Annotated in this window: 25 protein-coding genes; 12 read left to right on the top strand and 13 right to left on the bottom strand. The window is 65.3% G+C overall.

Annotation, left to right across the window (positions count from 1 at the left end):
* Position 1 precedes the first annotated feature (1 nt).
* The 5 genes from KR767_RS03590 to KR767_RS03570 are packed head-to-tail and all read left to right on the top strand — an operon-like array spanning position 2 to position 4,538.
* Positions 2–364, top strand: a complete 363-nt coding sequence (locus tag KR767_RS03590; protein ID WP_166952340.1) for an STAS domain-containing protein — start codon at positions 2–4, stop codon at positions 362–364.
* Positions 361–765, top strand: a complete 405-nt coding sequence (locus KR767_RS03585; RefSeq protein WP_166952343.1) for an anti-sigma regulatory factor — start codon at positions 361–363, stop codon at positions 763–765. Before KR767_RS03590 ends, KR767_RS03585 begins: the two co-directional genes overlap by 4 nt.
* Positions 756–1,769, top strand: coding sequence for an ATP-binding protein (locus KR767_RS03580; protein WP_250878126.1), 1,014 nt, complete (start codon positions 756–758; stop codon positions 1,767–1,769). Before KR767_RS03585 ends, KR767_RS03580 begins: the two co-directional genes overlap by 10 nt.
* Complete coding sequence (locus KR767_RS03575; protein WP_250878125.1) at positions 1,766–2,617, top strand: sensor histidine kinase; 852 nt, start codon at positions 1,766–1,768, stop codon at positions 2,615–2,617. Before KR767_RS03580 ends, KR767_RS03575 begins: the two co-directional genes overlap by 4 nt.
* Positions 2,604–4,538, top strand: coding sequence for a response regulator (locus KR767_RS03570; protein ID WP_250878124.1), 1,935 nt, complete (start codon positions 2,604–2,606; stop codon positions 4,536–4,538). Before KR767_RS03575 ends, KR767_RS03570 begins: the two co-directional genes overlap by 14 nt.
* Before the next feature lie 94 nt (positions 4,539–4,632).
* Here the strand turns inward: KR767_RS03570 and KR767_RS03565 are convergent, their stop codons facing one another.
* Positions 4,633–5,640, bottom strand: coding sequence for a zinc-binding alcohol dehydrogenase family protein (locus KR767_RS03565; protein WP_250878123.1), 1,008 nt, complete (start codon positions 5,638–5,640; stop codon positions 4,633–4,635).
* 187 nt (positions 5,641–5,827) lie between these two features.
* On the opposite strand from KR767_RS03565, the gene KR767_RS03560 reads away from it, so the two are divergent.
* Both KR767_RS03560 and KR767_RS03555 read left to right on the top strand, forming a co-directional pair.
* Positions 5,828–7,069 (top strand): tetratricopeptide repeat protein, encoded by a 1,242-nt coding sequence (locus KR767_RS03560; RefSeq protein ID WP_250878122.1) that lies wholly within the window; start codon positions 5,828–5,830, stop codon positions 7,067–7,069.
* 176 nt (positions 7,070–7,245) lie between these two features.
* A complete protein-coding gene (locus KR767_RS03555; protein WP_166952358.1) occupies positions 7,246–9,876 on the top strand; it encodes a M1 family metallopeptidase in 2,631 nt (876 codons plus the stop codon).
* Between the two features lie 141 nt (positions 9,877–10,017).
* Here KR767_RS03555 and KR767_RS03550 read toward each other — a convergent pair whose 3' ends face one another.
* Entirely contained in the window at positions 10,018–10,863 is an 846-nt protein-coding gene (locus KR767_RS03550; protein WP_250878121.1) for a PfkB family carbohydrate kinase, read from the bottom strand.
* 4 nt (positions 10,864–10,867) lie between these two features.
* Positions 10,868–12,172, bottom strand: coding sequence for a NupC/NupG family nucleoside CNT transporter (locus KR767_RS03545; protein ID WP_166952363.1), 1,305 nt, complete (start codon positions 12,170–12,172; stop codon positions 10,868–10,870).
* A 298-nt stretch (positions 12,173–12,470) separates the two neighbouring features.
* Here KR767_RS03545 and KR767_RS03540 point away from each other — a divergent pair, with 298 nt between their 5' ends.
* On the top strand, positions 12,471–13,100 hold the full coding sequence (locus KR767_RS03540; protein WP_166952366.1) for a LysE family transporter: 630 nt from the start codon (positions 12,471–12,473) through the stop codon (positions 13,098–13,100).
* 17 nt (positions 13,101–13,117) lie between these two features.
* Here KR767_RS03540 and KR767_RS03535 read toward each other — a convergent pair whose 3' ends face one another.
* From KR767_RS03535 to KR767_RS03520, 4 genes are all read right to left on the bottom strand, one after another.
* Complete coding sequence (locus KR767_RS03535) at positions 13,118–13,639, bottom strand: MarR family winged helix-turn-helix transcriptional regulator (protein ID WP_250878120.1); 522 nt, start codon at positions 13,637–13,639, stop codon at positions 13,118–13,120.
* Positions 13,639–14,403, bottom strand: coding sequence for a helix-turn-helix domain-containing protein (locus KR767_RS03530; RefSeq protein WP_166952373.1), 765 nt, complete (start codon positions 14,401–14,403; stop codon positions 13,639–13,641). The genes KR767_RS03535 and KR767_RS03530 overlap by 1 nt, the downstream gene beginning before the upstream one ends.
* Before the next feature lie 94 nt (positions 14,404–14,497).
* On the bottom strand, positions 14,498–14,674 hold the full coding sequence (locus tag KR767_RS03525) for a hypothetical protein (RefSeq protein ID WP_166952376.1): 177 nt from the start codon (positions 14,672–14,674) through the stop codon (positions 14,498–14,500).
* A gap of 39 nt (positions 14,675–14,713) precedes the next feature.
* A complete protein-coding gene (locus KR767_RS03520) occupies positions 14,714–15,628 on the bottom strand; it encodes a hypothetical protein (RefSeq protein WP_250878119.1) in 915 nt (304 codons plus the stop codon).
* 87 nt (positions 15,629–15,715) lie between these two features.
* Here KR767_RS03520 and KR767_RS03515 point away from each other — a divergent pair, with 87 nt between their 5' ends.
* Together KR767_RS03515 and KR767_RS03510 are read left to right on the top strand one after the other, a co-directional pair.
* Entirely contained in the window at positions 15,716–16,489 is a 774-nt protein-coding gene (locus KR767_RS03515) for a YdcF family protein (protein ID WP_250878118.1), read from the top strand.
* Positions 16,490–16,547: 58 nt separating this feature from the next.
* Positions 16,548–17,081 (top strand): hypothetical protein, encoded by a 534-nt coding sequence (locus tag KR767_RS03510; protein WP_250878117.1) that lies wholly within the window; start codon positions 16,548–16,550, stop codon positions 17,079–17,081.
* Positions 17,082–17,212: 131 nt separating this feature from the next.
* Here the strand turns inward: KR767_RS03510 and KR767_RS03505 are convergent, their stop codons facing one another.
* Entirely contained in the window at positions 17,213–17,671 is a 459-nt protein-coding gene (locus tag KR767_RS03505; RefSeq protein WP_166952388.1) for a PA2169 family four-helix-bundle protein, read from the bottom strand.
* Positions 17,672–17,830: 159 nt separating this feature from the next.
* On the opposite strand from KR767_RS03505, the gene KR767_RS03500 reads away from it, so the two are divergent.
* Positions 17,831–18,649 carry an SDR family NAD(P)-dependent oxidoreductase gene (locus KR767_RS03500; protein WP_250878116.1) on the top strand — a complete coding sequence of 273 codons (819 nt, stop codon included), beginning with the start codon at positions 17,831–17,833 and terminating at the stop codon, positions 18,647–18,649.
* 87 nt (positions 18,650–18,736) lie between these two features.
* Entirely contained in the window at positions 18,737–21,055 is a 2,319-nt protein-coding gene (locus tag KR767_RS03495; RefSeq protein ID WP_250878115.1) for a S9 family peptidase, read from the top strand.
* 475 nt (positions 21,056–21,530) lie between these two features.
* Here the strand turns inward: KR767_RS03495 and KR767_RS03490 are convergent, their stop codons facing one another.
* The 5 genes from KR767_RS03490 to KR767_RS03470 all read right to left on the bottom strand — a co-directional run bounded on the left by KR767_RS03490 (position 21,531) and on the right by KR767_RS03470 (position 25,557).
* Positions 21,531–21,851 carry a hypothetical protein gene (locus KR767_RS03490; RefSeq protein WP_250878114.1) on the bottom strand — a complete coding sequence of 107 codons (321 nt, stop codon included), beginning with the start codon at positions 21,849–21,851 and terminating at the stop codon, positions 21,531–21,533.
* An 848-nt stretch (positions 21,852–22,699) separates the two neighbouring features.
* Positions 22,700–23,308: a peptide-methionine (R)-S-oxide reductase MsrB gene (gene msrB, locus KR767_RS03485; RefSeq protein WP_250878113.1), complete on the bottom strand. Its 609-nt coding sequence runs from the start codon at positions 23,306–23,308 to the stop codon at positions 22,700–22,702.
* Between the two features lie 75 nt (positions 23,309–23,383).
* Positions 23,384–23,728, bottom strand: a complete 345-nt coding sequence (locus tag KR767_RS03480; protein ID WP_166952399.1) for a glycine zipper 2TM domain-containing protein — start codon at positions 23,726–23,728, stop codon at positions 23,384–23,386.
* Entirely contained in the window at positions 23,725–24,654 is a 930-nt protein-coding gene (locus KR767_RS03475) for a YihY/virulence factor BrkB family protein (protein ID WP_250878112.1), read from the bottom strand. The genes KR767_RS03480 and KR767_RS03475 overlap by 4 nt, the downstream gene beginning before the upstream one ends.
* A 198-nt stretch (positions 24,655–24,852) precedes the next feature.
* Positions 24,853–25,557 (bottom strand): HAD family hydrolase, encoded by a 705-nt coding sequence (locus KR767_RS03470; RefSeq protein WP_250878111.1) that lies wholly within the window; start codon positions 25,555–25,557, stop codon positions 24,853–24,855.
* Between the last annotated feature and the right edge of the window lie 20 nt (positions 25,558–25,577).

Below are 25,577 nucleotides of genomic sequence, written 5' to 3'. Positions count from 1 at the left end.
CATGGAACGCATCCCTATCCTGCGCATGGGCGAGTTCCTGCTCGTCACCATCCAGGTCGATATGCACGACCAGCTGGCACTCACCCTGCAGGACGATCTTTCAGAGCGCATCAGCCGCACCTCGGCCAAGGGTGTTCTGATCGATATTTCGGCGCTGGACATGGTCGACTCCTTCATCGGTCGCATGATCGGCATGATTTCCGGGCTCTCGAAGGTCATGGATGCGGAGACCGTGGTTGTGGGCATGCAACCTGCCGTGGCCATCACGCTCGTGGAACTGGGGCTGGATCTACCGGGAGTGAGCACGGCACTTGATGTGGAGCGCGGCATGAAGCTGCTCCGCAAGCGCGTGCACGACCAATGACCTCCGCTCGCAGTGGTTCGCAACCGATCCGCACCGAGCAGGACATCGTGCTGGCGCGCCAGATGGCACGCAAGCTCGCTGTCGAATGCGGGCTGCGTCTGGTCGATCAGACCAAGCTGGTGACCGCGGCCAGCGAACTGGCTCGTAACGCCGTTACCTACGGTGGTGGTGGCGACATGGACTGGGAAATCGCGGAAGACGGTGTACGCAAGGGGCTACGCCTCGTCTTTCGTGACGAAGGGCCTGGTATCCCCGATGTAAAGCTCGCCATGACCGACGGCTGGACCTCGGGCAACGGGCTGGGCCTGGGCCTTACCGGCGCACGTCGCCTGGTCGACGAGTTCTCGCTCGAAAGCGCGCCAGGCGTCGGCACGCGCGTGACAATCTGTAAATGGAGCTGAGATTTGCCGGCGGCCTGACGCATAGGGTTCCCATCGAGGACAGCACGCAGATTGGCCATGCGCGACGCGTGGCCCAGCAGCTGGCCCTCGAAGCCGGCTTCGACGAAGTGGATACCGGCCGCGTGGCCCTGGTGTGCACCGAACTGGCCAGCAACGTGCTGCGTCATGCCCGGGGCGGAGAAGTCCATATCGCGGTCGTGCCCGGCACCCGCGTTCGCGGGGTCGAGGTGATTGCGGTCGATCGTGGTCCGGGTTTCGTACTGGCCCAGTGCCTGCCGGACGGTTACTCCACGGCGGGTTCGCGTGGCGAAGGGCTGGGTGCGATACAGCGACAGGCCCAGGTCATGGATATGTATGCCGACGAGCGTGGTGCCGTGGTCCTGGCACGTATGTATCCCCGGGCTTTTCCCGGTTCCGACATCCGCTTCGGCGCTACCCAGCAATTGCTGGCCGACGAACTGGTATGCGGCGATGGCTGGGCCTTCGCCGTGCACGACAAGGGACGGGCCGCCATCCTGGTGGACGGGCTGGGGCATGGAGCGCTGGCCCACGATGCGGCCCTGGCCTGCGTGGAGGCCTATCTTGAGGGCCCTGGCGATGAACCGGTTGCCTTGATGGGCACGCTGGGCGCCGCCATGTCGTCCACGCGCGGTGGTGCGGTGGCGCTGGCGCGTTACGACGCCACCACGGGTGCACTGCGTTTCGCTGGCATCGGCAACGTGTCGGCCAGCCTGCAGGACCTCGGCGGCTCGCGCGGACTGGCCTCCTATCCCGGCATCGTGGGCGGCCCCACCCGGCGTACGCAGGGCTTCGATTTTCCAGCGGCACGAGGCAAGCTTCTGCTCATGCATAGCGACGGCCTGCAGTCACGCTGGAACCTGCGTGACTATCCGGGGCTGGTAACCCGCCATCCCGCCGTCGTCACGGCGCTTCTGTATCGTGATTACAACCGCGGCCGTGACGATGTCACGGTCTTTGCCATGACCCTGGAGGATCGCGCATGAGCGGCAGTGACGATACCGCGCGCCTTCGCGCAGAGAACGACGCGCTTCGCGCGGAGCTGGATGAAACCAACCAGGGCGTGCTGGCGCTGTACGCCGAGCTGGACATCCAGGCGGAGCAGTTGCGCCAGGCCTCCGAGCTGAAAAGCCGCTTCCTGTCGTACATGAGCCACGAGTTCCGCACCCCGCTGGGTTCCATCCTCAGCATGACTCGCCTGCTGGTCGATGAGCTCGACGGGCCGCTCAACGAAGAGCAGCACAAGCAGGTCGGCTTTGTCGCCGGTGCGGCACGGGAACTGAGCGACATGGTGGACGACCTGCTCGACCTGGCGAAGATCGAGGCCGGCCGCATCACCATCTCCCCGGCGTGGTTCGAACTGGTGGACCTGTTTGCCGCCCTGCGCGGCATGTTCCGCCCCATCGTGGACACGACGGAAGCCGACCTGATCTTCGAAGAGCCGCAGGGCATGCCGAAGCTCTACACGGATGACAAGAAGCTTGCGCAGATCCTGCGCAACTTCATTTCCAATGCGCTGAAGTTCACTCCACGTGGCGAGATCCGTGTCTCGGCCGAGCTGGAAGCCGATGGCCGGGTGCGTTTTTCGGTTCGCGATACGGGGATCGGCATTCCGCCCGACCTCCAGGGCATTCTTTTCGAAGACTTCACCCAGGTCGATTCACCCTTGCAGCGGCGGGTGCGCGGCACGGGCCTGGGATTGTCCCTGTGCCGTCAGTTCGCGCATCTTCTTGGAGGCGAGGTGGGGCTTGAGAGCACGCCGGGCAAAGGCTCCGTCTTCCATGTCGTGCTGCCCAGGCAACTTGCTCCCGAGGTGACCGATGGCGCCTGTTGATCGCCTGCTGATCGTCGATGACAACGCTGCCACGCGTTATGCGATGCGGCGCACCGTGGAACGCCATGGTTACGTGGCCGTCGAGGCCGGCACGGGCACCGAGGGGCTGATGCTGCTCGAAACGACCGAGGTGTCGGCCGTGATCCTCGACGTGAACCTGCCCGACATGAGCGGTTTCGACGTGGTGCGCAAGCTGCGCGACACACCGGCGACGGCACTGTTGCCCGTCGTGCATGTATCCGCCGCCTCGATCGATACCGGTGACCTCATCACGGGCCTGGATAACGGTGCGGATGCTTACCTCATTCATCCCGTCGATCCAGACGTGCTGCTGGCCACCATTCGTACGCTGTTGCGCGTGCGCAAGGCGGAAGACGAACTGCGCGATGCCGAAGCGCGGTTCCGGGAAATATTCACGAGCATCGCCGCACCCATTGCTGTCATCGACGAGGGCCTGCGTGTGATCGAGGCCAACGATGCGTTCCGCCGTCTCGTCGGCGATGCAGGCTGCGACGACGCACTGGTGACCTGCTTTGCCCAGGGCCAGTCGGAAAGCCTGCAAGGCATGCGTGAGGCGCTGCAATCCAAGCAGCGATGGCGGGGCGTGCTGGCGATGCATGCGGCAGCCGGCGAAAGGGAGACCGAATGGCGCATCACGCCGCACCGGCATGATGCCGGGCTCGTCTTCGTGGACGACGTCACCGAACAGCGCCGGCGCGAGCGCGACCAGCTGGAGCGCATCGACACGGCCAATCTCCAGCTGGCGCTGGAAATTGCCGAGCGCGAGCGTACCGAACTGCAACTGCTACAGGCGCAGAAGATGGACGCGCTGGGCAAGCTTACCGGCGGCATCGCGCACGATTTCAACAACCTGCTCACCAGCATCATCACGGGTATCGACCTCATCAACCGGCAGATCGGCGATGCGAATCCGGAGCGCCTGCATCGTTTCGCCGATGCAGCACTGGGTTCGGCACGCCGGGCGGCGGCGCTGACGCATCGCCTGCTTGCGTTTGCCCGCCAGCAGGCGCTGGATACGCGGCCTACCGATCTCAACGAGCGCGTGCGTTCGCTGGAAGACATGCTGCACCGTACGATCGGCGAACACGTGGAGCTGGTGCTGGAACTGGCGGAAGGATGCACCATCGCCAATGTGGACCCGAACCAGCTCGATAACGCCATCATCAACCTGGTCATCAATGCACGCGATGCGATGCCCCATGGTGGTGTGGTGCGCGTGAGCACGGCAGGCCTGTGTATTCGTGGCGATGCGGAACTCGCCGACGGCGACTACGTGGCGCTTACCGTGAGCGATAACGGCCAGGGCATTCCGGCGCAGGTGCTTGCGCAGGTGTTCGAGCCGTTCTTCACCACCAAGCCGCTTGGCCAGGGTACGGGGCTGGGCCTGTCGATGATCTACGGCTTTGCGCGACAGTCCGGTGGGCAGGCACGTATTCAAAGCGAGGTCGGCAAGGGCACGCAGGTAAGCCTGTTGCTGCCGGCCAGCCAGCAGGCGGTGGAAGCGGTGCCTGCATTGCGCAGCACCGTCGAACGCGGGCGCGGCGAGCGGGTGCTGCTTGTAGAGGACACCGCATCGTTGCGCATGATGGCCGCCGAGGTGCTTCGCGATGCGGGCTACGATTGCATCGTTACCGATGACACGGAGCACGCATTGCGCGTGCTGCGTGGTGATGACGCCATCGATCTGTTGCTGACCGATGTCGGCATGCCCGGCATGAACGGTCGCGAGCTGGCGGAAGTGGCGCGCGCGTGGCGGCCGGCGCTGCCGGTGCTGTTCATGACCGGCTACGCGGAAAATGCGATGGACCGGGCCAGCTTCCTCGGCCAGGGCATGGACATGATCACCAAGCCCTTCGAAATCGACGACCTGCTAGCCCGCATCCGCCACATACTCGACTAACCCCCGTAGGAGCGCGCCTGCGCGCGACCGGTTTCAGCGATATGGATCGGAATCGCTGAAACCGGTCGCGCGCAGGCGCGCTCCTACAGGGAGATCAGAAGCCTTCGAGGACGATCTTGCCTTTGGCGGTGTGGCTTTCGATGAGTTTGTGCGCGCGGCGCAGGTTTTCGGCGGTGATACGACCGAAGTGTTCGCCCAGGGTCGTGCGAAGCGTGCCTGCATCCACCAGCGAAGCGACACGTTCAAGCAGTTCGTGCTGCTTGATAATGTCGGGTGTCTGGTAGGTCGAGCGGGTGAACATCGACTCGGTGTGCAGCGAGATGCTCTTGCGCTTGAGCTTCATGCCGTCCAGCGTCTTCGGGTCGTCGATGAAGGCCAGCTTGCCCTGCGGTTTGATGATCTCCACGAGCTGGTCGTAGTACTGGTCGGTGTGGGTCAGGCTGATGGCATAGTCCACCCCCTGGATACCGAGAGCTTCGAGTTGCGGGCCGAGCGGTTTGCCGTGATCGATGACATGGTGCGCACCCAGTTCCCGCACCCACTGCTTTGTCTCGTCGCGCGACGCGGTGCCGATCACCGTGATGCCGGTGAGCTGGCGCGCAAGCTGCACGAGGATCGAACCGACGCCTCCGCCGGCACCGATCAGCAGCAGGGTCTGGCCCTTGCCGCTCTTTTCGGCAATATCGAAGCGGTCGAACAGCAGTTCCCAGGCGGTGATGGCGGTGAGCGGCAGGGCGGCGGCGTGGGCGTCGTCGAGGCTGCGGGGCTTGTGGCCGACGATGCGCTCGTCCACCAGCTGGAATTCCGCGTTGCTGCCCGGGCGGATCAGCGAGCCGGCATAAAACACCTCGTCGCCGACCTTGAACAGACTTACCTCGTTGCCGACAGCCTCCACACGTCCCACCGCGTCGAAACCCAGCACGCGGGGTTCTCCGGTGGCCATGCCGTTGCGCACCTTGGTATCGACCGGATTCACCGAGACGGCGCGCACGGCAACCAGCAGGTCGCGGGGACCGGGAACGGGGCGGGGCAGGTCCACCTCGACGAGGCTGGCAGGATCGTCGATGGGCAGGCCGTGCTGGGTATAGGCGATGGCTTTCATGGCGGAAGGTCCGTTGAGGGTATGAGGCCTATGTTGGCCCTCGCTTTCAACGAGAAAAACCCGTATCCGGAGGCATCACTTTCGTTATTCGGTTGAAAATGCCCGGCTGCCTAAAAAGCAGATATCCAGCCTCGCCGGCCGCGCCTATGATGCGCGCACGGCGTTACGCCGTGACAGGGGCATAGGGATGTCGGAAGGGAAAACAGCAGGGCCCCCGGTCGATCGGCAACTGGCCGAGACGATGGATGCCTTACAGGCATTCGGCAGGATGGAGCGCGATGCGCAGCTGGGCAATGTGGAAGCCCAGTTCCTCGTTGGTGAAGCCTATTTCGATGGCCGTGAAGTGGCGCGTGACCGCCAGCGCTCGGCTCATTGGTTCCGCCGCGCGGCGGAACAGGGGCACCTGGAAGGGCAGTGCCGGCTCGCGGAGCACTACGCCGAGGGGCAGGGCGTGCCGCTCGATCCCATCGAGGCGGTGATCTGGTACCAGCGTGCGGCGGACACCGGTTATGCCGAGGCGCAATGCGCGCTGGGCACGATGCATGCGCGCGGCCAGGGCGTGGAGGCCAGTCGTGAGCAGGCCTTGCACTGGTGGGGCCTGGCCGCTGACCAGGGGCATGTCCAGGCCTGCCTGAACCTGGGCGTGTCGCATTATTTCGGTCGTGGCGTGCCGCGTGATGCCGAGCTGGCGTTTGCTTTCTACAGCAAGGCGGTGGAACGCGGCAGCCCGGAGGCCCGGGGCTATGGCGATGCGTTGTGCAGCATCGCGCATATGTACTGTGATGGCATCGGCGTGGCACGTAGTACCCGTCTCGGTGCGCTGCATTACCGCCGCGCGGCGGAAATGGGCAATGCCAGTGCGCAGTTCGCGCTGGGGCGCATGTTCATGGATGGCAGCGATGGCCTGCCTGTCGACCATCCGCAGGCGAAGCACTGGCTGGGGCTGGCGGCGGAGCAGGGCGACAACGAAGCGAAGCAACGCCTGGCGATGCTCGATGCCGAGCCGGAGGCTGAAGCAGTACCGGAAAGGATTGCCCGGCTGGGGCCGCAGGATGCCGAGGGGCAGTTCGACCTGGGCAGGCGCCTCGCGCTGGGCGATGGCGTGGCGCGCAATGATCCGGAGGCGATCCGCTGGCTGGCGCTGGCGGCCGAGCGTGACCATGTGGCCGCGCAGTGCCTGCTGGCGCAGATGATCGACGGAGGGCGCGGCGTGCCGCGCAACGTCGAGGAAGTGCTGCGGCTGTACCGGCTTGCCGCGTCGCAGGGCTATCCGGAAGCCCAGTACGAGCTGGGACGTTTTCATGAAACCGGCGATGGCGTGCCGCGAAATCTTTCGGTGGCGCGCGCGTGGTATCGCAAGGCCGCGGCCCGCGGCCACCTGAAAGCCATCCGCCGCCTCGAACCCCGCCCCTGGTGGAAGCTCTGGTAACCCCGTAGGAGCGCGCCTTGCGCGCGACCGGTTCTTGCGATCTGCTTCCATTTCGCGACAACCGGTCGCGCGCAAGGCGCGCTCCTACAGGGGGGGACCATGACTTCCGGCGCTTCACGCCCTTGCTCGCCCGGCGCGACTATCGCCGGGTCAACTTCCCCAGGGGCAACCTTTCCATGCGCAAACCTCTCGTCCGTGCGCTCGCCATCGCGCTCGCCGGTGTCTCGTCGGTCGCGTTCGCCGCGCCGGCTGCCGATCCGGCCGCCCAGACCACCACCCAGCTGCCGCGTGGCATCACGCCCACGCACTACGACGTGTCCATCGCCACGCACGCCGACAAGCTCAGCTTCGACGGCAAGGTGTCCATCGACCTTACGGTGGCCACACCCACGAGCTCGATCACGCTCAACGCGATCGACATGAGCTTTGCGAAGGTGTCCCTTGCGCCGGTGAAGGGCAAGGCCAGCTTTGCTGCACCGAAGGTCAAGGTGGATGAAGAGGCGCAGACCGCCACATTCACCTTCGACCATGCGATCCCCGCCGGCGACTACCGCCTGACGATGGATTACTCGGGCAAGATCGGCACGCAGGCCAACGGCCTGTTCGCCATCGATTACGACACCGAGCACGACGGCAAGAAGCGCGCGCTCTACACGCAGTTCGAGAACTCCGATGCACGCCGTTTCATCCCGTCGTGGGACGAACCGGCCTACAAGGCCACCTTCACCCTCGACGCCACGGTGCCCAGCGGCCAGATGGCCGTGAGCAACATGCCGGCCGCCTCGACGAAGGATCTCGGCAACGGCCTTTCGAAGGTGAGCTTCGCGCAGACGCCGAAGATGTCCACCTACCTGCTGTTCTTCGGCACGGGCGATTTCGAGCGCGCCACCACCACGTCCGATGGCGTGGAAATCGGTGTCATCACGCAGAAGGGCAAGATCTCGCAGGCGCAGTTCACCCTCGATACGGGCAAGGCCGTGTTGAAGGAATACAACGCGTACTTCGGCGTGCCGTATCCGCTGCCCAAGCTCGACAACATCGCCTCACCGGGGCAGAGCCAGTTCTTCTCGGCGATGGAAAACTGGGGCGCGATCTACACCTTCGAGTATTCGCTGCTGCTCGATCCGTCGTTCTCCACCCAGGGCGACAAGCAGGAAGTGTTCAACACCGCCGCGCACGAAATGGCGCACCAGTGGTTCGGCGACCTGGTGACCATGCGCTGGTGGGACGACCTCTGGCTTAACGAAGGGTTCGCCTCGTGGCTCGCCTCGCGCACCACGGAGCGCCTGCACCCGGAATGGCATACCGAGCTCGACGCCGTGGGTACGCGCGAGGCGGCGATGAGCCAGGATTCGGTGGCGACCACGCATCCGGTCGTGCAGCACATCGATACGGTGGAGCAGGCCAGCCAGGCTTTCGACAACATCACCTATGCCAAGGGTGAATCCGTCATCCACATGCTGGAGGCCTATGTGGGCCCGGATGCATGGCGCAAGGGCGTGCAGGATTACATCAAGGCGCACGCGTATTCGAACACGGTGTCGGACGATCTGTGGAAGGCCATCGATGCGGCGGCCGGCAAGCCGGTGAGCACGATCGCCCACGACTTCACCTTGCAGCCGGGCATTCCGCTCGTGCGCGTGGATGAGGTCACCTGCGCCAATGGCAGCACCACGCTGAAGCTTTCGCAGGGTGAATTCACCCGGGATCGCCCGGACAAGACGCCGCTGCGCTGGCACGTGCCGGTGATTGCGAAGACGCTGGGCGGTGCGCCGGCCTCGACCCTGCTCGACGGCGAAGGCACGCTCACCGTGGCAGGCTGCGGCCCGGTGCTGGTGAATGCCGGACAGACCGCCTACTACCGCACGGCGTACAAGCCGGAGCAGTTCAAGGCCTTGCAGCAGTCGTTCGCGAAGCTGCAGCCGATCGACCAGCTGGGCCTGGTGGCCGATACCTGGGCCCTGGGCATGACGGGTCTGCAGCCGGCATCCGACGTTCTTGACCTGGTGAAGGTCACGCCGCGCGATGCATCTCCGGTGTTGTGGAACGACATCGCTGGCGACCTGGCCGGGCTGGATACGTATTACGACGGCGAAGCGAAGCAGCAGGCGGTGTTCCGCAAGTTCGCCATCGCGCGCCTGAGCCCGAAGCTCGACGAACTGGGCTGGGAGCCGAAGGCGGGCGAAGCCTCGCCGGTGACTCTCCTGCGTTCGCGCCTGATCGGTACGCTGGGTCGCCTTGGCGATGCCAAGGTGATTGCCGAAGCCCGCAACCGTTACCAGAGCGACAAGATGGCGCCCGACCTGCGCAAGGTGATCCTCGGCGTGGTGGCGTACAACGCGGATGCCGCGACGTGGGACAAGCTGCATGCACAGGCGAAGGCCGAGAAGACGCCGCTGGTGAAGGATCGCCTGTATGCCCTGCTGGCCTCGACGCGCGACGAAGCGCTGGCGAAGCGTGCGCTCGAACTGGCCATCACGGACGAGCCGGGCGCGACCAACAGCGCGAGCATGCTGACGCGCGTGTCTGGCAGTCATCCGGAGCTGGCCTTCGATTTCGCCGTGAGCCACAAGGACAAGGTGGACACCTTCGTCGATGGTTCCTCGGCGTCGCGTTACTACCCGCGGCTGGCCTACGGTTCGCTGGACGAGGCGATGATTCCGAAGGTGGAAGCGTTTGCGCAGAAGTATCTCGCGGCAACATCGCGTCGCGAGGCCGAAAGCGCGGTGGCCAACATCCGTTATCGCCTGCAGGTGCGCAAGGAGCGTCTGCCTGCCGTGGATGCGTGGTTGCAGAAGAACGGTTGATGGTGGTTTGAAAACGCCCGCCGGTCACACGACCGGCGGGCGTTTTTTGTAGGAGCGCGCCTCGCGCGCGACCGGTTGTCGCGAACGGGTACATATCGCGATAACCGGTCGCGCGCGAGGCGCGCTCCTACAAGGGTGAGGTTACTCGCAGGCGGCGGTGAGGGCGTCGCGGAAGCGGAGGGAATCGACCAGGGCTGCTGCCAGCAGACCCTTGAAACGATCACCCTTGCCGCAGGTCGGCAGGCGGTAAAGCTCCGCGTCGTCACCGCGCCGGTCCACGCCGTGCGAGACCAGGCAGCTGCGATCCAGCGACACCACCACCGTGCCCGCGCACAGACGTCGTGCGAGGGCGTTGATCGTCGTATCGCCCATGCCGGTGACCGCTTGCGCGGTGACATCGATATTGAGAAAGCGCCCGCAGGCGTGGGCAAACTCGTACACGTCAAACAGCAGCACGTCGGTGCTGGCGAATTCACGCACGGAAAGACGCGGCGGCAACGGACCCGGATCGAACAGGCGCAGCATGCGCCGCTCGCCGGCCAGTTCCAGCGTGGCGGCCACGGCATCGATATTGGCCTGCGCCGAAATCAGCAGGACGCGGGCATCAGCGAGCAGGTCGGTCTGCCGGGCGATGAAGTCGCCGTCGAGATGTTCGTTGGCCCCATCGGCCACGACCGAAAGCGTCGGGCTCTTGCCGTCGCCGATCTCGGTGGCCCGGCCAGTGCGCACGCCGGCTACGACCTGCCAGCGCGCAGTACCGCGTGCCGGCAATCCGGATGGATCGATGATGTCGTCGCCGATGGCGGCGATCAGCGCGGTGGGCACACCGCTGCGTGACGCGGCGAGGGCCTGGTGCCAGGCCTTGCCGCCGGGTGCGCGTTCGAACGAGGTGGCAGCGACCGGCTCGCCCGGACGAGGAAGGCGCGGCACATGCCAGCGCTCTTCCTCGTGGTAACCGCCGACGACCAGGAGACGCGCGGCGGTCATTCGATCAGAAGCGTTCGAGCACGCCGGCGATGGTCGCCGTCATGAAGGTGGCGATGGTGCCGCCCAGCACGGCGCGCAGACCGAGGCGGGCGAGGTCGGCGCGACGGTTCGGGGCGAGGCCGCCGATGCCGCCGAGCTGGATCGCGATGGACGAGAAGTTGGCGAAACCGCACAGCGCATAGGTGGCGATCAGGCGGCTTTCCGGCAGCATCTGGGGCAGGTGGCGGGCGAGGTCGGCATAGGCCACGAACTCGTTGATGACCACCTTCTGGCCGATGAAGCTGCCGACCAGGGTGGCGTCCTGCCAGGGCACGCCGATGAGCCACGCCACCGGGGCCAGCACCCAGCCGAAGATGGTTTCGAGGCTGAGGCTCACCGGATGACCGGCCTGCACCGACAGCCATGCATTGAGGCTGTGGTCGCCGCCGAGCGTACCCACCCACTGCACCGGCGCATTGACCAGCGCGATGAGTGCGATGAAGGCCAGCAGCATGGCACCGACGTTCATGGCCAGCTTCAGGCCGTCGCCCGCGCCACCGGCAGCGGCGTCGATGACGTTGGCGGTGGTCTTCTCCACTTCGATGCGCACGGTGCCGCGGGTGAGCGGCTCGCCGGTCTCGGGCACCAGGATCTTGGCCAGCACCATGGTGGCGGGGGCGGCCATGACGCTTGCGGTGAGCAGGTGCTTGGCGAAGAACATGCGCTGCGCCGGGTCGTCGCCGCCGAGCATGGCGACGTAGGCGGCCATCACCGAACCGGCGATATGGGCCATGCCGCCGATCATCACGGTCATCAGCTCCGCCTGGGTCATCCGCTCGATGTACGGCTTGATGGTCAGGGGGGCCTCGGTCTGGCCGATGAACACGCTGGCGCAGACGCTGGTGGTCTCGGCACCGGACACGCGCATCACCTTGGTGATGACCCAGGCCATGCCCTTGACGATCTGCTGCATCACGCCGAGGTGATAGAGCACGCCGGTAAGGGCAGCGAAGAAGACGATGGTGGGCAGCACCTTCACGGCGAAGATCACGCCGAACTTCTCGCTGTCGAGCAGGCTGCCGAAGATGAAGCGCGAGCCCACGTCCACGTAGTCGAGCAGGCGCACGAAGCCGGTGGCGATGGTGTCGAAGACATCACGGCCCAGCGGCACCTTGAGCACGATGGCGGCGAAGACGATCTGCAGGCCAACACCGGTGGCGACGAGCTTCCAGTCGACCACGCGCTTGTTGTTGGAGAAACAGAAGGCGATGGCGATCAGGGTCGCCAAACCGAACAGGCCAAACAGAACGTGGCCCAAGAGACCCAGCATCGTGACTTACCCCTTGCAAAGGCCGGGGGTAGCCCCGTGACCGCTTTAAAAAACGGGAGGTTACGGGAGGTGGCGGTGTGGGGCAAGGCGCACTGCGAAAAAACCGTCTCGCCAGTCCGGAGACCGGGGCGCCGGGCTCCTTCTTTCGCAGGAGCGACGGGTGGTTAGCGGGTGGGCTGGTGGGAAGGCCAGGGATCGCAGCGGGTGCGGTGGAGGCAACCGCGGGGTGTCTTGCATCGACGGGGGCGACGGCGCTTAATCTCGTGATTCCCCAACGCTCGATGCGACAGGTCGTTCCATGAACCTCTTCCTCACTATCGCCCTGGTGCAGCTCGTGGCCCTGATCACGCCCGGGCCGGACTTCTTCTTCGTTTCCCAGCTGGCGGCCAGCCGCTCGCGCCGCGAAGCCATTGCGGGCGTCATCGGCATCGCCATGGGCGTGGCCGTATGGGCGGCGCTGGCCCTGCTCGGCCTGCAACTGCTGTTGCACAAGCTGGTGTGGCTGGAGCGCGGCATTGCCATCGCCGGCGGCGCCTACCTGTGCTGGATGGGCGTGAAAATGCTGCGCGCTTCGTGGAAGGCCAACCCGGACGCGGCCGTGCCGGTGGTGGACGTGCGCGATTCCAGCCCGGGCCGGGCCCTGCTGCGCGGGCTGGCCACGAACCTTGCCAATCCCAAGGCCGCGATCTTCTTCGCCTCGATTTTCTCGGCCTTCCTGGGTGAAGGCGTGAACCCGGCCGCGCGCTGGGGCCTGTGGGCGCTGGTCACCGGGGAAACCATGCTGTGGTTCGGCGTGGTGGCGGCGGTGTTCGCCCTGCCGGCAATGCGTCGCGGCTATGTACGGGCGGCGCGCTGGATCGACGGTGGTGCAGGGGTGATCTTCACCCTGTTTGGCCTGCACCTCATCCTGGGTCGCCGGGCGGTCTGACGACCGCCCTTGTCGGTTCAGCTTTTTTCGAGGTTTCGTCCCACATGCGACAGGCTCGCCGCGAAGCGGGCCAGGTCGGGTGGGAGCATGCCCTTCAGGGCATCGCCGGCCACTTCGGCCACCAGGGTGCGCACCCGGTCGGCCATGCGCTTGCCCAGCGGGGTCAGTGCGATGTCCACGAGGCGGCGGTCGGCGGTGTTGCGCTCGCGGCCCATCAGGCCACGTTCGATACCGGCATCCACCGCATGGGTGACGGTGCTGGCATTCACGCCGCAGGCCATCGCCAGCTCGGTGGAGATCATGCTGCGGCGACCGGCCAGCAGCAGGAGCATTTCCGCCTGCAGGGCGGTGATCCCGAATTCGCGCTGGGCCCGGCGCCCCACCGCATCGCGCAGGCGGGAGCCGGCCAGCATGAGATCACGTCCCAGGGCGAGCGCGGCGGAAGGACTCGCGTCGCGCTCGACCACGATGGCGCCGTGCTCGAAAGCCGGACGTTCGGCGTGGGTGGCTGCCGTAGCTGTCATGTCCACGCCGCTCATCAGTTTGCCGACCTCCGCCATGCCCCCGGCGGGATGCCGACGGTGCGGGTGAATACCCGGGTGAAATGGCTTTGTTCGGCGAAACCGCAGGCCAGGGCTACATCGGCCAGCGACATGTCGCTGGTGCGAAGCAGGGCCTGGGCACGTTCGATACGACGGTCGAGCAACCAGCGGTGTGGCGGCTTGCCCATGCTCCGGCGGAAGGCGCGGGAGAAATGGTTCACCGACAATCCGCAGGCCTCGGCCACCGCGGCCACGGGGAAGGACTGGTCGAGCCGCTCTTCCATGAAGGCCACGGCGCGACGCTCCTGCCATCCGGCCAGGCCGCCGCGGGTGATGCCGCTGGGTTCGGCAGTCGAGGGGCTGCACGGCAGGATCGCGCGCAGGGCGAGGGCAACGTGGGCGACCAGCGGTGTATTTGGCATATCCGTGCGCAAGCTGTCGAAGAGGATGCTGGCCAGCGTCCGTACGGCAGGCGGATGACCCTGCGTGCAGGTCAGCCCGTCGGCCTGGCGACGGAAGAAGATGGCGCCGGCGCCGTCTCCATCCGTGGCGCGGGCAGCCCGGTAGACCAGCAACAGGTCGTCGGCCGTCCCGTCGAGAACGATCTCGGTCAGGGCGGCACGTCCGCGCAGGTTTTCCAGCAGGTTTTCCGCACCGGGACGGTCGCCCCGGTCCAGTGCGGCTGAGCGCTGGGCAAGGTCGACGATGACGGTGGCGGGGCGGGGGGGGACTGGGGGAAGGCTAGTGTCGATGCGGTACATCGGTGCCGATCCTCTCGGCGCTCGGGGGGAGGATCAAAGCATTGCGCACGCAAAGGTTGAGCCCTACCCCCGAATGGGGGACGGCCGGAAATGGTTATGTGACGCAGCGCACGACACCCGCCAGGATGGTCAGGATCACCACCGCGAGCACCACGTGCCGGAGGTAGGAACCCCCGGAAATACCGCCGTCATAGCTCGCATCGTCGAATTCCTGCGAGGCATCCCGGGGATGTCGCACGAAGGGCAGGCGCAGGCGTTTGCGGCGTGTCATGGGGTGATGTTCCACCGTCGCACGTCAAGGGACCGTCGCTCAGCGGGCGATGCGCGAGGTGTTTTTCAGCTCTTCGAGGATATCGGTGCCGCGCACGTCGATGTGGTCGAGGTTGTTGACGTAGAAACGCACGAAGGGCTCTTCGGTGTTTTTCGGCATCCAGGGCTTTGCCCATACGAAGACCACGCAACGACCGCCTTCGTCGATCAGCTTGTCCAGCCGCGCGCGCAGGAGCCGGCGGACGGCATAGGCGTCGATGTCCCTGGCCGTCAGGGTGATGGTGGGCCGCAGCTCGCTGTCGTCGTGCCGGAAGGGCCGGGTAAACGTGAGGAAATAGCCGCCCTCCTTCGTCGCGCGCAGGGTGGCCTTGCCCCACCACACGGCACGCGTGGCGGTGAGATCGGCGACCTTCTGCCGGTAGACGTTGCGGAACAGCTCGGCATAGGTGGTGCTCTCGCCACCGATCTCCACGCTGGCCTTGTCGAGGTCGTTGTCGCGACGGTGTTCCAGGAACTTCTGCACCAGCGACGAGAGCCGGTAGTAGTGGCTGGCCCGGGGTAGGTTGCCTCCGCCGCTGGCGGTGCGCCGGGGCGGTGGCGGGGTGGTCGTAGCGGTGGCCGGCGCCGTGACGGGCGGCACCGCACGGAAGTGATCGAGCGGCCGCTGGGCCTCGAACACGTCGGGCAGTTTCTCCTTGCGGTCGCCGTCCTTGCCGCGCACGACCTCGCAGGTGTCGGCGTGGTCTTCCAGGCGCCGCGAGCGAAAGTAAGGGCGGATGCGCAGGTTCTGTTCGGGCTTCTCCAGACAGGCGCAGATCAGGTGTGCCTGGCAGCCTTCGCCGATGCACAGGAAGGTGGCATCGGCACCCAGCAGGTCGGCCCAGTACAGCTCGTAGGCACGTTCGGCCGTGAGCCGTTCGTCGCGTCCGGGGTTGATCGCCTCGTCGATCGCCACGTGTATCCCTGCATCCCTGATGGTGCCTGCAATGTACACCGTCGACGGTTGCACGGATGACGTCGGGGTTTGCTACGCTCCGCCCCCATGATCGTACCCTTCTTCCTGCTGCTTCTCGTCATCGGACTCCTTCTGCTGTGGCGTCGTCGCCGTCGCTCGGGTCCGGTCTTTATCGTGCTGGCCCTGGCCTGGTTGTTCTATGCCGGTTGCGGGCCGCTTACCGGCACGCTGCTGGGCAACCTGCAATCGGGTTTTCCGCCGGACGTGACGAGTTGGGGGCAGCGCAACTACATCATCCTGCTGGGGGCCGGCACGGTACGCAGTGGCGCAGGCGTGGTGGAGCCCAGTTTCTATGCCAACGGTCGCATTCTCCGGGCCACCGAACTGTATCGCTCGTGCAAGGCCACCGGGGCCGAATGCAAGCTGGAAGTGAGCGGCGGCGATGCCATGAAGCTCGGCCGTTCGGAAGCCGAGACCTACGCCATCACGCTCGACCGACTGGGCGTGCCGCGTGCTGACCTGGTGCTCGAAGGCAACAGCATGAACACCTTCCAGAACGCGCAGTTCACCCAGCCGCTACTGAAGACCTTCGGGGCCGACAAGGTGGTGCTGGTGTCCTCGGGCGTTCACCTGAAGCGTTCCGTGCTGTACTTCGCGCATTTCGGCATTCGTGCCGAGCCGGTCAGGGGCGATTACGTCAACGCGCGATATGACTGGCTGCCCTCGTCGGAGAACATCTTCTACGCGGACTTCGCGATCCATGAGTACACCGGGATCATCCGTTATCACCTCTATAACGCCATGGGTTGGAATGTGCCGAAGATTCCTGAAGAAAATCTGACCGCACCCACACATACGTAACATTCGGCCTTTTATGCTGGCCCATCGTCCAGCCACGACCGATTTCAAGGAGACGCCCGTGAAACATCGCTATATTCTCGCCGCGCTGCTGGCCACCGCCTCTCTCGCACCTGCCGCTTTCGCGCAGCAGGCCGCCCCGGCTCCGCAGGCCCAGGGCAATGCCGCTCCGAACCCGGCCGCGCAGATCCCGGCCTCCGACAAGCAGGCCATCCAGGATTACAACCTCAACGACGACGTGTTCAACCGTATCGTGAAGGTGTCGCAGGAGGCCAAGAAGCAGGGCATCCAGCCGAAGAACGCACAGACCGATTTCAGCAAGATCCACTCACTCGACGACCTGGCCAAGCAGATCACCGATTCCGATCCGCGTATCGGTCCGCTGATCAAGGCCAACGGCTTCACCCCGCGTGAATTCCTGCTGGCCAACCTGGCCGTCACCAATGCGGCTATCGCCTCGGAGGCCAAGAGCAATCCGCAGCTGGCCGGTTATGTCGACCAGTCGAAGGTGAACCAGAAGAACGTGGCCTTCTATGAGTCGCACAAGGACAAGATCAACGCGCTGATGGCCGAGGATCAGGGCCAGGGCAAGTAACAGAGCGGTCGCGCGCGAGGCGCGCTCCTACAAGGCTGCGAGCCGCTGTAGGAGCGCGCCTCGCGCGCGACACCAACCTACGAAGCAAAAAAAGGGGCCCTCAAAGGGCCCCTCTGCATTTCGCCAGATGCTTACTTGGCGCCATGCAACGCATGCTTCAGGTCACGCATCTGGTCATGCCCGCTCTTCACCGACACATACGCTTCGTTGATCAACGAACGCGTACCCGCGGTGACATCGTTATCCTTCAAGGCATCCTCATACTTCGCCTTGATGTGATCCTCGCCACGCTCGACTTCATCGACGATGGCCACGTCGTCCTTCGATCCGATCTTCGCGCGAAGCTCCACGAACATGCGATGAGCCTTCGCAAGCACGGTGCCGTCATCTTCCGGCTTGCCGCCCAGCGAGCTCACCTGCTGCTGAAGGCGCGTAGCCACCTGGCGACGCTCGGCGGCGCGCTGCTGGAAGGAGGCGGCGTAACGCGTGTTGTGCGCGTCCTTGGCCGCTTCACCATAGCCCTCGGCGCTGTCGATCGTGGTCTCGATGAGATTGTTGAGGACCTTGATGTCGTGGTCGGTACTGGACATGGCGTATCTCCGTGTGGGGTGTAAGGAAGGTCCAGCATCGCTGCCGGAACCGGCACGGGGCCGTGAAATCGCCGTCGCCACCACCACCACGGACGTGCATTCGTTCATGCTGGCGCGGTGCATACTTGCGATCGACACCATTGCAGGCAGAAGCATTCCATGGCATCCAATCGACGCGCACTGGTCACCGGCGCTTCCTCGGGCATCGGCGAGGCCTTCGCCCGCGAGCTGGCCCGTCGTGGCCACGATCTCGTGCTCACGGCGCGTCGTGCCGACCGCCTTGAAACCCTGGCCGCCGAGTTGCGCGACCGTCACGGGGTGGACGCCATCGTGGCGCCACTGGACCTGTCCCGCGTGGACGGACCCGAAGCACTGGTCGCTGCGCTCGATGCGCAACACCTGCACATCGACGTACTGATCAACAATGCCGGCTACGCGGTGCCCGGTTTCTTCGACGAAGCCTCCTGGGAAGCGCAGGCGGCCTTTATCCAGGTGCTGATGACGGCACCCACCGAACTGGCCTATCGCCTGCTGCCGGGCATGAAAGCCCGCGGTTACGGCCGCATCGTCAACGTGGCCTCGCTGGCAGCGCATATCCCCGGCTCGGCAGGGCATACGCTGTACGGCGCGTCCAAGGCCTATCTGGTGAAATTCTCGCAGTCGCTGGCACTGGAAACCCGGGGCACCGGCGTTCACGTCACGGGATTGTGCCCGGGCTTCACCTATTCCGAATTCCACGACGTCACCGGCTCGCGGGCCATGGTCTCGAAGATGCCCAGCCATCTGTGGATGGACGCCGTGACGGTGGCGAAGCAGGGCATGGATGCCGTAGAGGCTGGAAAGGCCATTTACGTCAACGGAAAGGTGAATACGGCGATCAAGATCCTGTTCAAGCTGCTTCCCGATGCCCTGGCCCTGAAGATGGTCGAGCGGCAGTCCCATCGCTTCCGCGTGGGCAGGGATGGCGGCCATCCATGACCAATGGCATACGCCGGCCTGCGCCCCGGGGGATAGCCTCGCCCATTTAGTGGCTGTTCCTGCTGCCGTGCCTCCACGGGGAATCCTATGCACAAACTTCACCCGGCGCTGTCTGGCGTCGTTCTTTTCGGCCTGATCGGGGCGGCATCTGCCCAGACGGTGAGCGTCGAGGACTACCGTCGCGCCGACGCCATGCTCGCCAACAACACGATGCCGCTGGTCGATCACTCGGTCCAGCGCGTGAAGTGGATCGACGACGGCCACCTGTGGTATCGCGATCACGACAAGGACGGCGACCAGTTCCTGCGCCTGGACCTCGCCACAGGGCAGGCCACCCGTGCATTCGACCGCGACAAGCTTGCCGCTGCGCTTTCCACCGCGACGGGCAAGAAGGTCGACGTCGCCAAGCTGCCGGTGAGCGATTTCGTAGTGCGTCCGGATGATGGCCTCGACGTCACCTCGGGTGGCAAGCAGTACGTCTGCGACAAGCTCTTCGACAAGTGCGAGCTTGCGGCGGTGAAGAAGGATGCGAACGGCAAGCCCTATGGCGACGAGCCGGGCCTGAAGTCGCCGGACGGCAAGTCCGAGGCATTCATCCGCAACTGGAACCTGTGGGTGCGCGATATCGCCACCGGCGCGGAAACACAGCTGACCACCGACGGCATCAAGGATTACGGCTACGCCACCGACAACGCCGGCTGGAAGCACACCGACGAGGCGATCCTCGTGTGGTCGCCGGATTCGAAGAAAATCGCGACCTTCCAGCAGGATCAGCGCAAGACCGGCGAGATGACGCTGGTGAGCGTGAACGTGGGTCATCCGAAGGTCGATACGTGGAAGTATCCACTGCCGGGCGACAAGGACGTGACCATGATCGAGCGCGTCGTGATCGACGTGCCGACGAAGAAGCTGGTGCGTTTCAAGATGCCGGCCGACCAGCATCGCTCGACGCTGTGCGACGACGTTTCGTGCAGCCCTGGCGTGTGGGACGACGTGCGCTGGGCCAGCGATGGCAAGAGCATCGCCTTCGTTTCCACCTCGCGTGACCACACGCAGGAATGGTTCCGCATCGCCAACCCGGAAACGGGTGACGTGCGCACGGTGTTCGACGAAAAGGCCAAAACCTATTTCGAAAGCGGCAACGGCACGGCCAACTGGCAGTACGTACCCGAGACCGACCAGGTGATCTGGTTCTCCGAGCGGAGCAACTGGGGTCATCTGTACATGTACAGCCTGAAGACCGGCAAGCTGGAGCACCAGATCACCAGTGGCGACTGGAACGTCACCCAGGTGCTGCGCATCGATGCGAAGACGAAAACAATCTGGTTCCGCGGCGTGGGCCGTGAGAAGGGTGTCGATCCGTATTACCAGCAGTTCTACAAGGTGGGCTTCGATGGCAAGGGTCTGACCCTGCTCACACCGGAGAACGCAGACCACACGGTGTCGCTGTCCACGGACGGCACGTATTTCTTCGACTCGTATTCCACCATCGATACACCGCCGGTTGCGCTCGTCCGTCGCAGCGACACAGGTGCCACGGTGAAGGAGGTGGCCAAGGCCGATATCTCGCGCCTGAAGGCTGCGGGCTGGGTGCCGCCGACTGCGTTCACGGTGAAGGCGCGCGACGGCAAGACGGATCTCTACGGCCAGATGTTCAAGCCGTCGCATTTCGATGCATCGAAGAAATATCCGCTGGTGGTCTACATCTATCCGGGCCCGCAGGTCGGTTCGGTGCGCACGCGCAGCTTTGCCCCGTCGCACGGTGATAACCAGGCGCTGGCCGAACTGGGCTTTGTTGTGGTGGCCGTGGATGGCATGGGTACGCCGTGGCGTTCGAAGGCGTTCCACGATGCGTACTTCAAGAACATCGGCGACAACACGCTGCCCGACCAGGTGGCGGCGGTGAAGCAGCTGGTGCAGAAGAATGCGTGGATCGATGGCGATCGCGTGGGTATCTGGGGTCATTCCGGCGGCGGCAATGCCACGGCTACGGCGATGTTCCGCTACGCCGACGTGTTCAAGGTGGGCATCTCGGAGTCGGGCAACCACGACAACCGCAACTACGAGGACGACTGGGCCGAGAAGTGGCAGGGCCTGCTGGTCACCGACAAGGATGGCAAGTCGAACTACGACGACCAGGCAAACCAGAAGTGGGTGGACGGCCTGAAGGGTCACCTCATGCTGGCTCACGGTACGTCGGACGACAACGTGCCGCCGTATGAAAGCCTGCTGGTGGTGGATGCACTGATCAAGGCCAACAAGGACTTCGATCTGGTGATGATCCCGAACGCGCACCACGGCTACGGCGCCGCCACGCAATACATGACACGCCGCCGCTGGGACTACTTCGTACGCTACCTCAAAGGCGAAACCCCGCCCAAGGAATTCAAACTCACCCCCATGTAGGAGCGCGCCTTGCGCGCGACCGGTGGGAACGGTGTCGCTCCGTAGTAAAGCAGGCCGTGTGGTGCGTCGCTCCGTAGGAAGGGCTCGCCTATCGGCCTCGCACTCGGCGCGTGAGCGTGGCGGCGAGCGAGGCGACGGGGGCGGCCCTTGTCGCTCCGGCCTGCGGTGTCCCTCGGGAAAGGAGGAGCCGCTGCGCGGCTCAGTGTCTTATGGCTTGCGCCCCTTCGGGCACGGTGAGCGGGCGGGGTTTTTCGACTCGGCTCCTGCCTCGGCGAAAAAGGCCGGCCTTCCTGGCCGGCCCCGCTACGCGGCCTTTTCCGCCCGCTCCCCTCACCTCCATCAAGTCGCGCCAAGGGCCGCCCCCGCCGCCTCCACCGATCTCACGGTGATCTTGTAGGAGCGCGCCTGCGCGCGACCGGTTGTCGCGAAACATTTTCATCGTTTCGATATCACCGGTCGCGCGCAAGGCGCGCTCCTACAGGGATACGGTGTCGTCAGGCGCATCGCTACCGCAACACCCCCAAAGCCAGACCGCCCCCAGCGACGCGCCCACTAACCCCGCACTCGCCACATCAAACACCATCCCCGGCCATACCTCCCGCGGCAGCAAACATCCGTGCGTCGCCATATGGCCTACTGCGAACGACCCTGCACTAAACGCCACAAACGCCAACACCGAAAACATCCGCGCCCCCGTCGCCAGCGAACACCTCCGGCCATAGCTGCTCATGTAGACAAGCAGGTTCACCACCAGCAACACCAGCGCGACACCCACTTCCCACAGCCCCACGATCATTTCGCCCCTCCCAGCGCACGCACCTCGTCCCACACGCGCCGCACGGTCGCCTACTTGATGAATTGCTGGCCCATTCGATACACGTCGTTCCTGCGCACGCAGGAACCCAGCGCCTCGGTTCGCCAGCAAACACGATGACGTTGCATCGGCTTTTGTGTGAGCAGCGTATTCGCGCAAACCCGTTACACCGCCATCGCCAATGCGATCGGCTCCGACTCCGTTGGCGGCAGCGCTTTCGCGAGGATGCTGTCGCGCGCGAGGTGCGTTCCTACATGGCAGTAGCTACGTCAGCTTAGTTGTGAGCTGGCGCAGGTCGCATCGGCGATCCATCGTGCGACACCGCATCCCTGTAGGAGCGTGCTTGCGCGCGACCGGTGGAATCGGAACGATGATGGTTTTCGCGGCAACCGGTCGCGCGCAGGCGCGCTCCTACAACAGCCTGCGATCACGTTCGACAGAGGCGGCGGGGGCGGCCCTTGGCGCGACTTGATGGAGGTGAGGGGAGCGGGCGGAAAAGGCCCGAAGGGGACGGGTCAGGATGACCCGTCTTTCTCGCCGAGGCACGGAGGCCGAGTCGAAAAACCCCGCCCGCTCCCCGGGCCCGAAGGGGCGCAAGCCATAAGACACTGAGCCGCGCAGCGGCTCCTCCGTTCCCGAGGGACACCGCAGGCCGGAGCGCCAAGGGCCGCCCTCGTCGCCTCTGCAACGCCACGTACGAGCGCCGATGCGAGGGCGACAGGCGAGCCCACCCTACGGAGCGAAACACCACACGGACTGCTTTACTACGAAGCGGTATCGTTTCAACCGGTCGCGCGCAAGGCGCGCTCCTACAGTGGGGGTGGGGTGTTTCAGGACAGCGTGATGTGTACGCCCGGGACGGGTACGAAGTGCATTGCTACCGCGTTCATGCAATAGCGCAACCCCGTTGGATCGGGGCCGTCGTCGAATACGTGGCCCAGGTGTGAGCCGCAGCGGGCGCAGCTCACGGCCGTGCGGTCTTCGATGGCGAGGCTGCGGTCGTCGGTCTGCACGACGTTGCGCTTGGATATGGGCTGCCAGAAGCTGGGCCAGCCGGTGCCCGAGTCGAATTTCGTTGCCGAGTCGAATAGCGCCGTATCGCAGCCGATGCAGCGGTAGATGCCGTTGTCGTGGCGGTTCCAGCCGGGGCCGGAGTACGGCGGCTCGGTGCCTTCGTGGCGGGTGACGTAGTAGGAGCGCTTGTCGAGCTTCGCGCGCCACTGGTCGTCGGTCATCACCACGCGGGGCTCGGTGCATGGGCCCAGGGGCTTCTTGTCGGGTGCGAAACAATCCAATGTCACATCGCCCGTGGCCAGTGGCGGGGCTTCCGCGGCCACGGCGGGGCGGGTGCCGCGCACGATGAACGGCAGGGACGCGGAAAAGGCCGCGGTGGCGGCCAGTACGCCGAGGAATCGCCGGCGTTCGGGATCGGTGCTCATACAGCCTCCGGGGGAGCAGGGGGGCGCCTTTGCGCCCTCCCCATGAGAGACCGGGGTTCCCGCCGGCGCCTTACATCAGTCGTCGACCCAATGGCATTCGCGCTTGGTCGTGTAGGTGGCGTTCTTGTCCTGGTGGTTCTTCTGGATCTGGTTACCGGCGTAACCGCCGCCTACGGCGCCGGCCACGGTGGCCAGGGTCTTGCCCTTGCCGCCGCCGACCTGATTGCCGAGCAGGCCGCCCGCCACGGCGCCGACACCTGTACCGATCAGGCGGTTGTCGTCCTTGGAGTTGATCTGCTTGACCTGCACGTTCCGGCACACCTGGTGCTGGCTGCGCCGCGCCTGCGCTTCGACGGGTGCCGAGGCGATGGTTCCGGCGGCAAGCGTGAGCACGGCGGCTGCGATGAGATGCGTCTTCATGGCGAGTCCTCCTTTCTGTGACTGTCATAGATACCCGCAGCTTCGTGAGTAGCGGGTGGTGTCCTCGTGGACATGGCGTAGGGACGGGGCCGTATGGGCGTGCCACGGGCCTCGGCGACGGCTTCGGTCAGCTCCGCGCCCAGCAGCAGGATGAGCGCGGAGTAGTAGACCCAGACCAGCAGCACCACCACGCCGCCGGCCGGGCCGTAAGGGCCGCCGACGTTGCTGCGCTCCAGGTAGATGCCGATGGCGAACTTGCCGATGACGAAGAGCAGGGCGGTGAGGCTGGCGCCGATGATGGCGTCGCGCCATTCGATGATGGCATCGGGCAGCACCTTGTAGATCGCGCCGAAGATCACGATGAACACGGCCAGCGAGACCACCATTTCCAGCAGGTGCCAGCCGGTGGTGCCGCCGCGCACGAAGACGGCGATAAGGGTGCTGGCAGAGAAGGAGATCACCAGCAGGAAGGCGAGGGAGAGCAGCAGGCCCAGCGCGTGCAGGCGGGCGCGCAGCCAGCCGAGGATGGCGCGGCTGGTGTTGCCGGGCCGGGGCTGGAGGTTCCAGACGCGGTTGAGGGCGCCCTGGAGCTGCGCGAACACGGCGGACGCGCCGACCAGGGTCACGCCCAGGCCGATCAGGCCGGCCATGCTGCCGACGCTGGGTTTTTCTTTCGCGTTGGCGATCACCAGGCGTACCGCGTCCGAGGCGCGGGGGCCGACGAGGCCGTTGAGGCTGTCGATGAGCTGGGCCTGCCATTCGGGGCGCAGCGAGGCCACCACCCAGAGCAGGAGCACCAGCAGCGGCGCGAAGGAGAGGGCCGAGTAGAAGGCCAGCGCGGCCGCGCGGGTCATCAGTTCGTCGTCGCTGAAGCCCTTCGCGGTGGTCCGGACCACCTGCAGGCCAAGTTTGATCCTTCGATCCACGCGTGTCCTCCGTTGGTACGGGGACAGGGTGGTGGCAAGGGTGCGAAAGAAATGTGTGTGCAGGAGCGCGCCTCGCGCGCGACAGCCTCAGGACGTGCTGTGAAACGGGGATGCCATGAAATGAGGCGGAGCGGCGGTTGGGCGCGGTTCTGAGGGCCCCTGCGTTTCGGTTTTAACGGTCGCGCGCGAGGCGCGCTCCTACAGGGTTTGCATGCTTTGGATGGCGGCGGGGATGCCGTCGGCGCCGCGGACTTCGACCACGCGCTCGGTCATGGTGAAGCCGGTGACCACTTCGTGGGCCCAGGTGCTGTGGTAGGGCATGTAGACGCCCCAACCGCCCAGCTCCACCACGGGCGCGATGTCGGACTTGAGCGAATTGCCCACCATGGCGAAGCGTTCGGCCGGTACGTCGAATTCGCGGAACAGGCGCGCATAAGCGGCCGGGTCCTTTTCCGAGACGATCTCGATGCGATGGAACACGTCAGCGAGGCCGCAGCGGGCGACCTTGTTTTCCTGGTGGAAGAGGTCGCCCTTGGTGATCAGCACCACGCGGTGGGTGGCGGCCACGGCTTCCACCGCCGCGCGGATGCCCGGCAGCAGTTCGACGGGGTGGGCCAGCACGTCCTTGCCCAGGCGCACGATGCGATGGATGTCGCGGGCCTCGATGCGGCCATCGGTGAGTTCGATGGCCGATTCGATCATCGACAGCGTCATGCCCTTGGCGCCGTAACCGAACAGGGCGATGTTGCGGCGCTCCGTGGCCAGCAGGCTGTCGTGCAGGCCGTGGCTGCCCAGATCGATGTACTTGCCGAGGATCGCTTCGAACTCGTCCTGGGCACGGTCGTAGTATTCCTGACTGTGCCAGAGGGTATCGTCGCCGTCGAAGCCGATGAGTTCGATCATGGGTAGGTATCCGTGTTGCC

Origin of the sequence: Luteibacter anthropi (assembly GCF_023699965.1) — a bacterium.
GTDB lineage: Bacteria > Pseudomonadota > Gammaproteobacteria > Xanthomonadales > Rhodanobacteraceae > Luteibacter > Luteibacter anthropi.
Note: the sequence above shows the minus strand (reverse complement) of the source record. Positions and strands in the feature narration are given on the sequence as shown.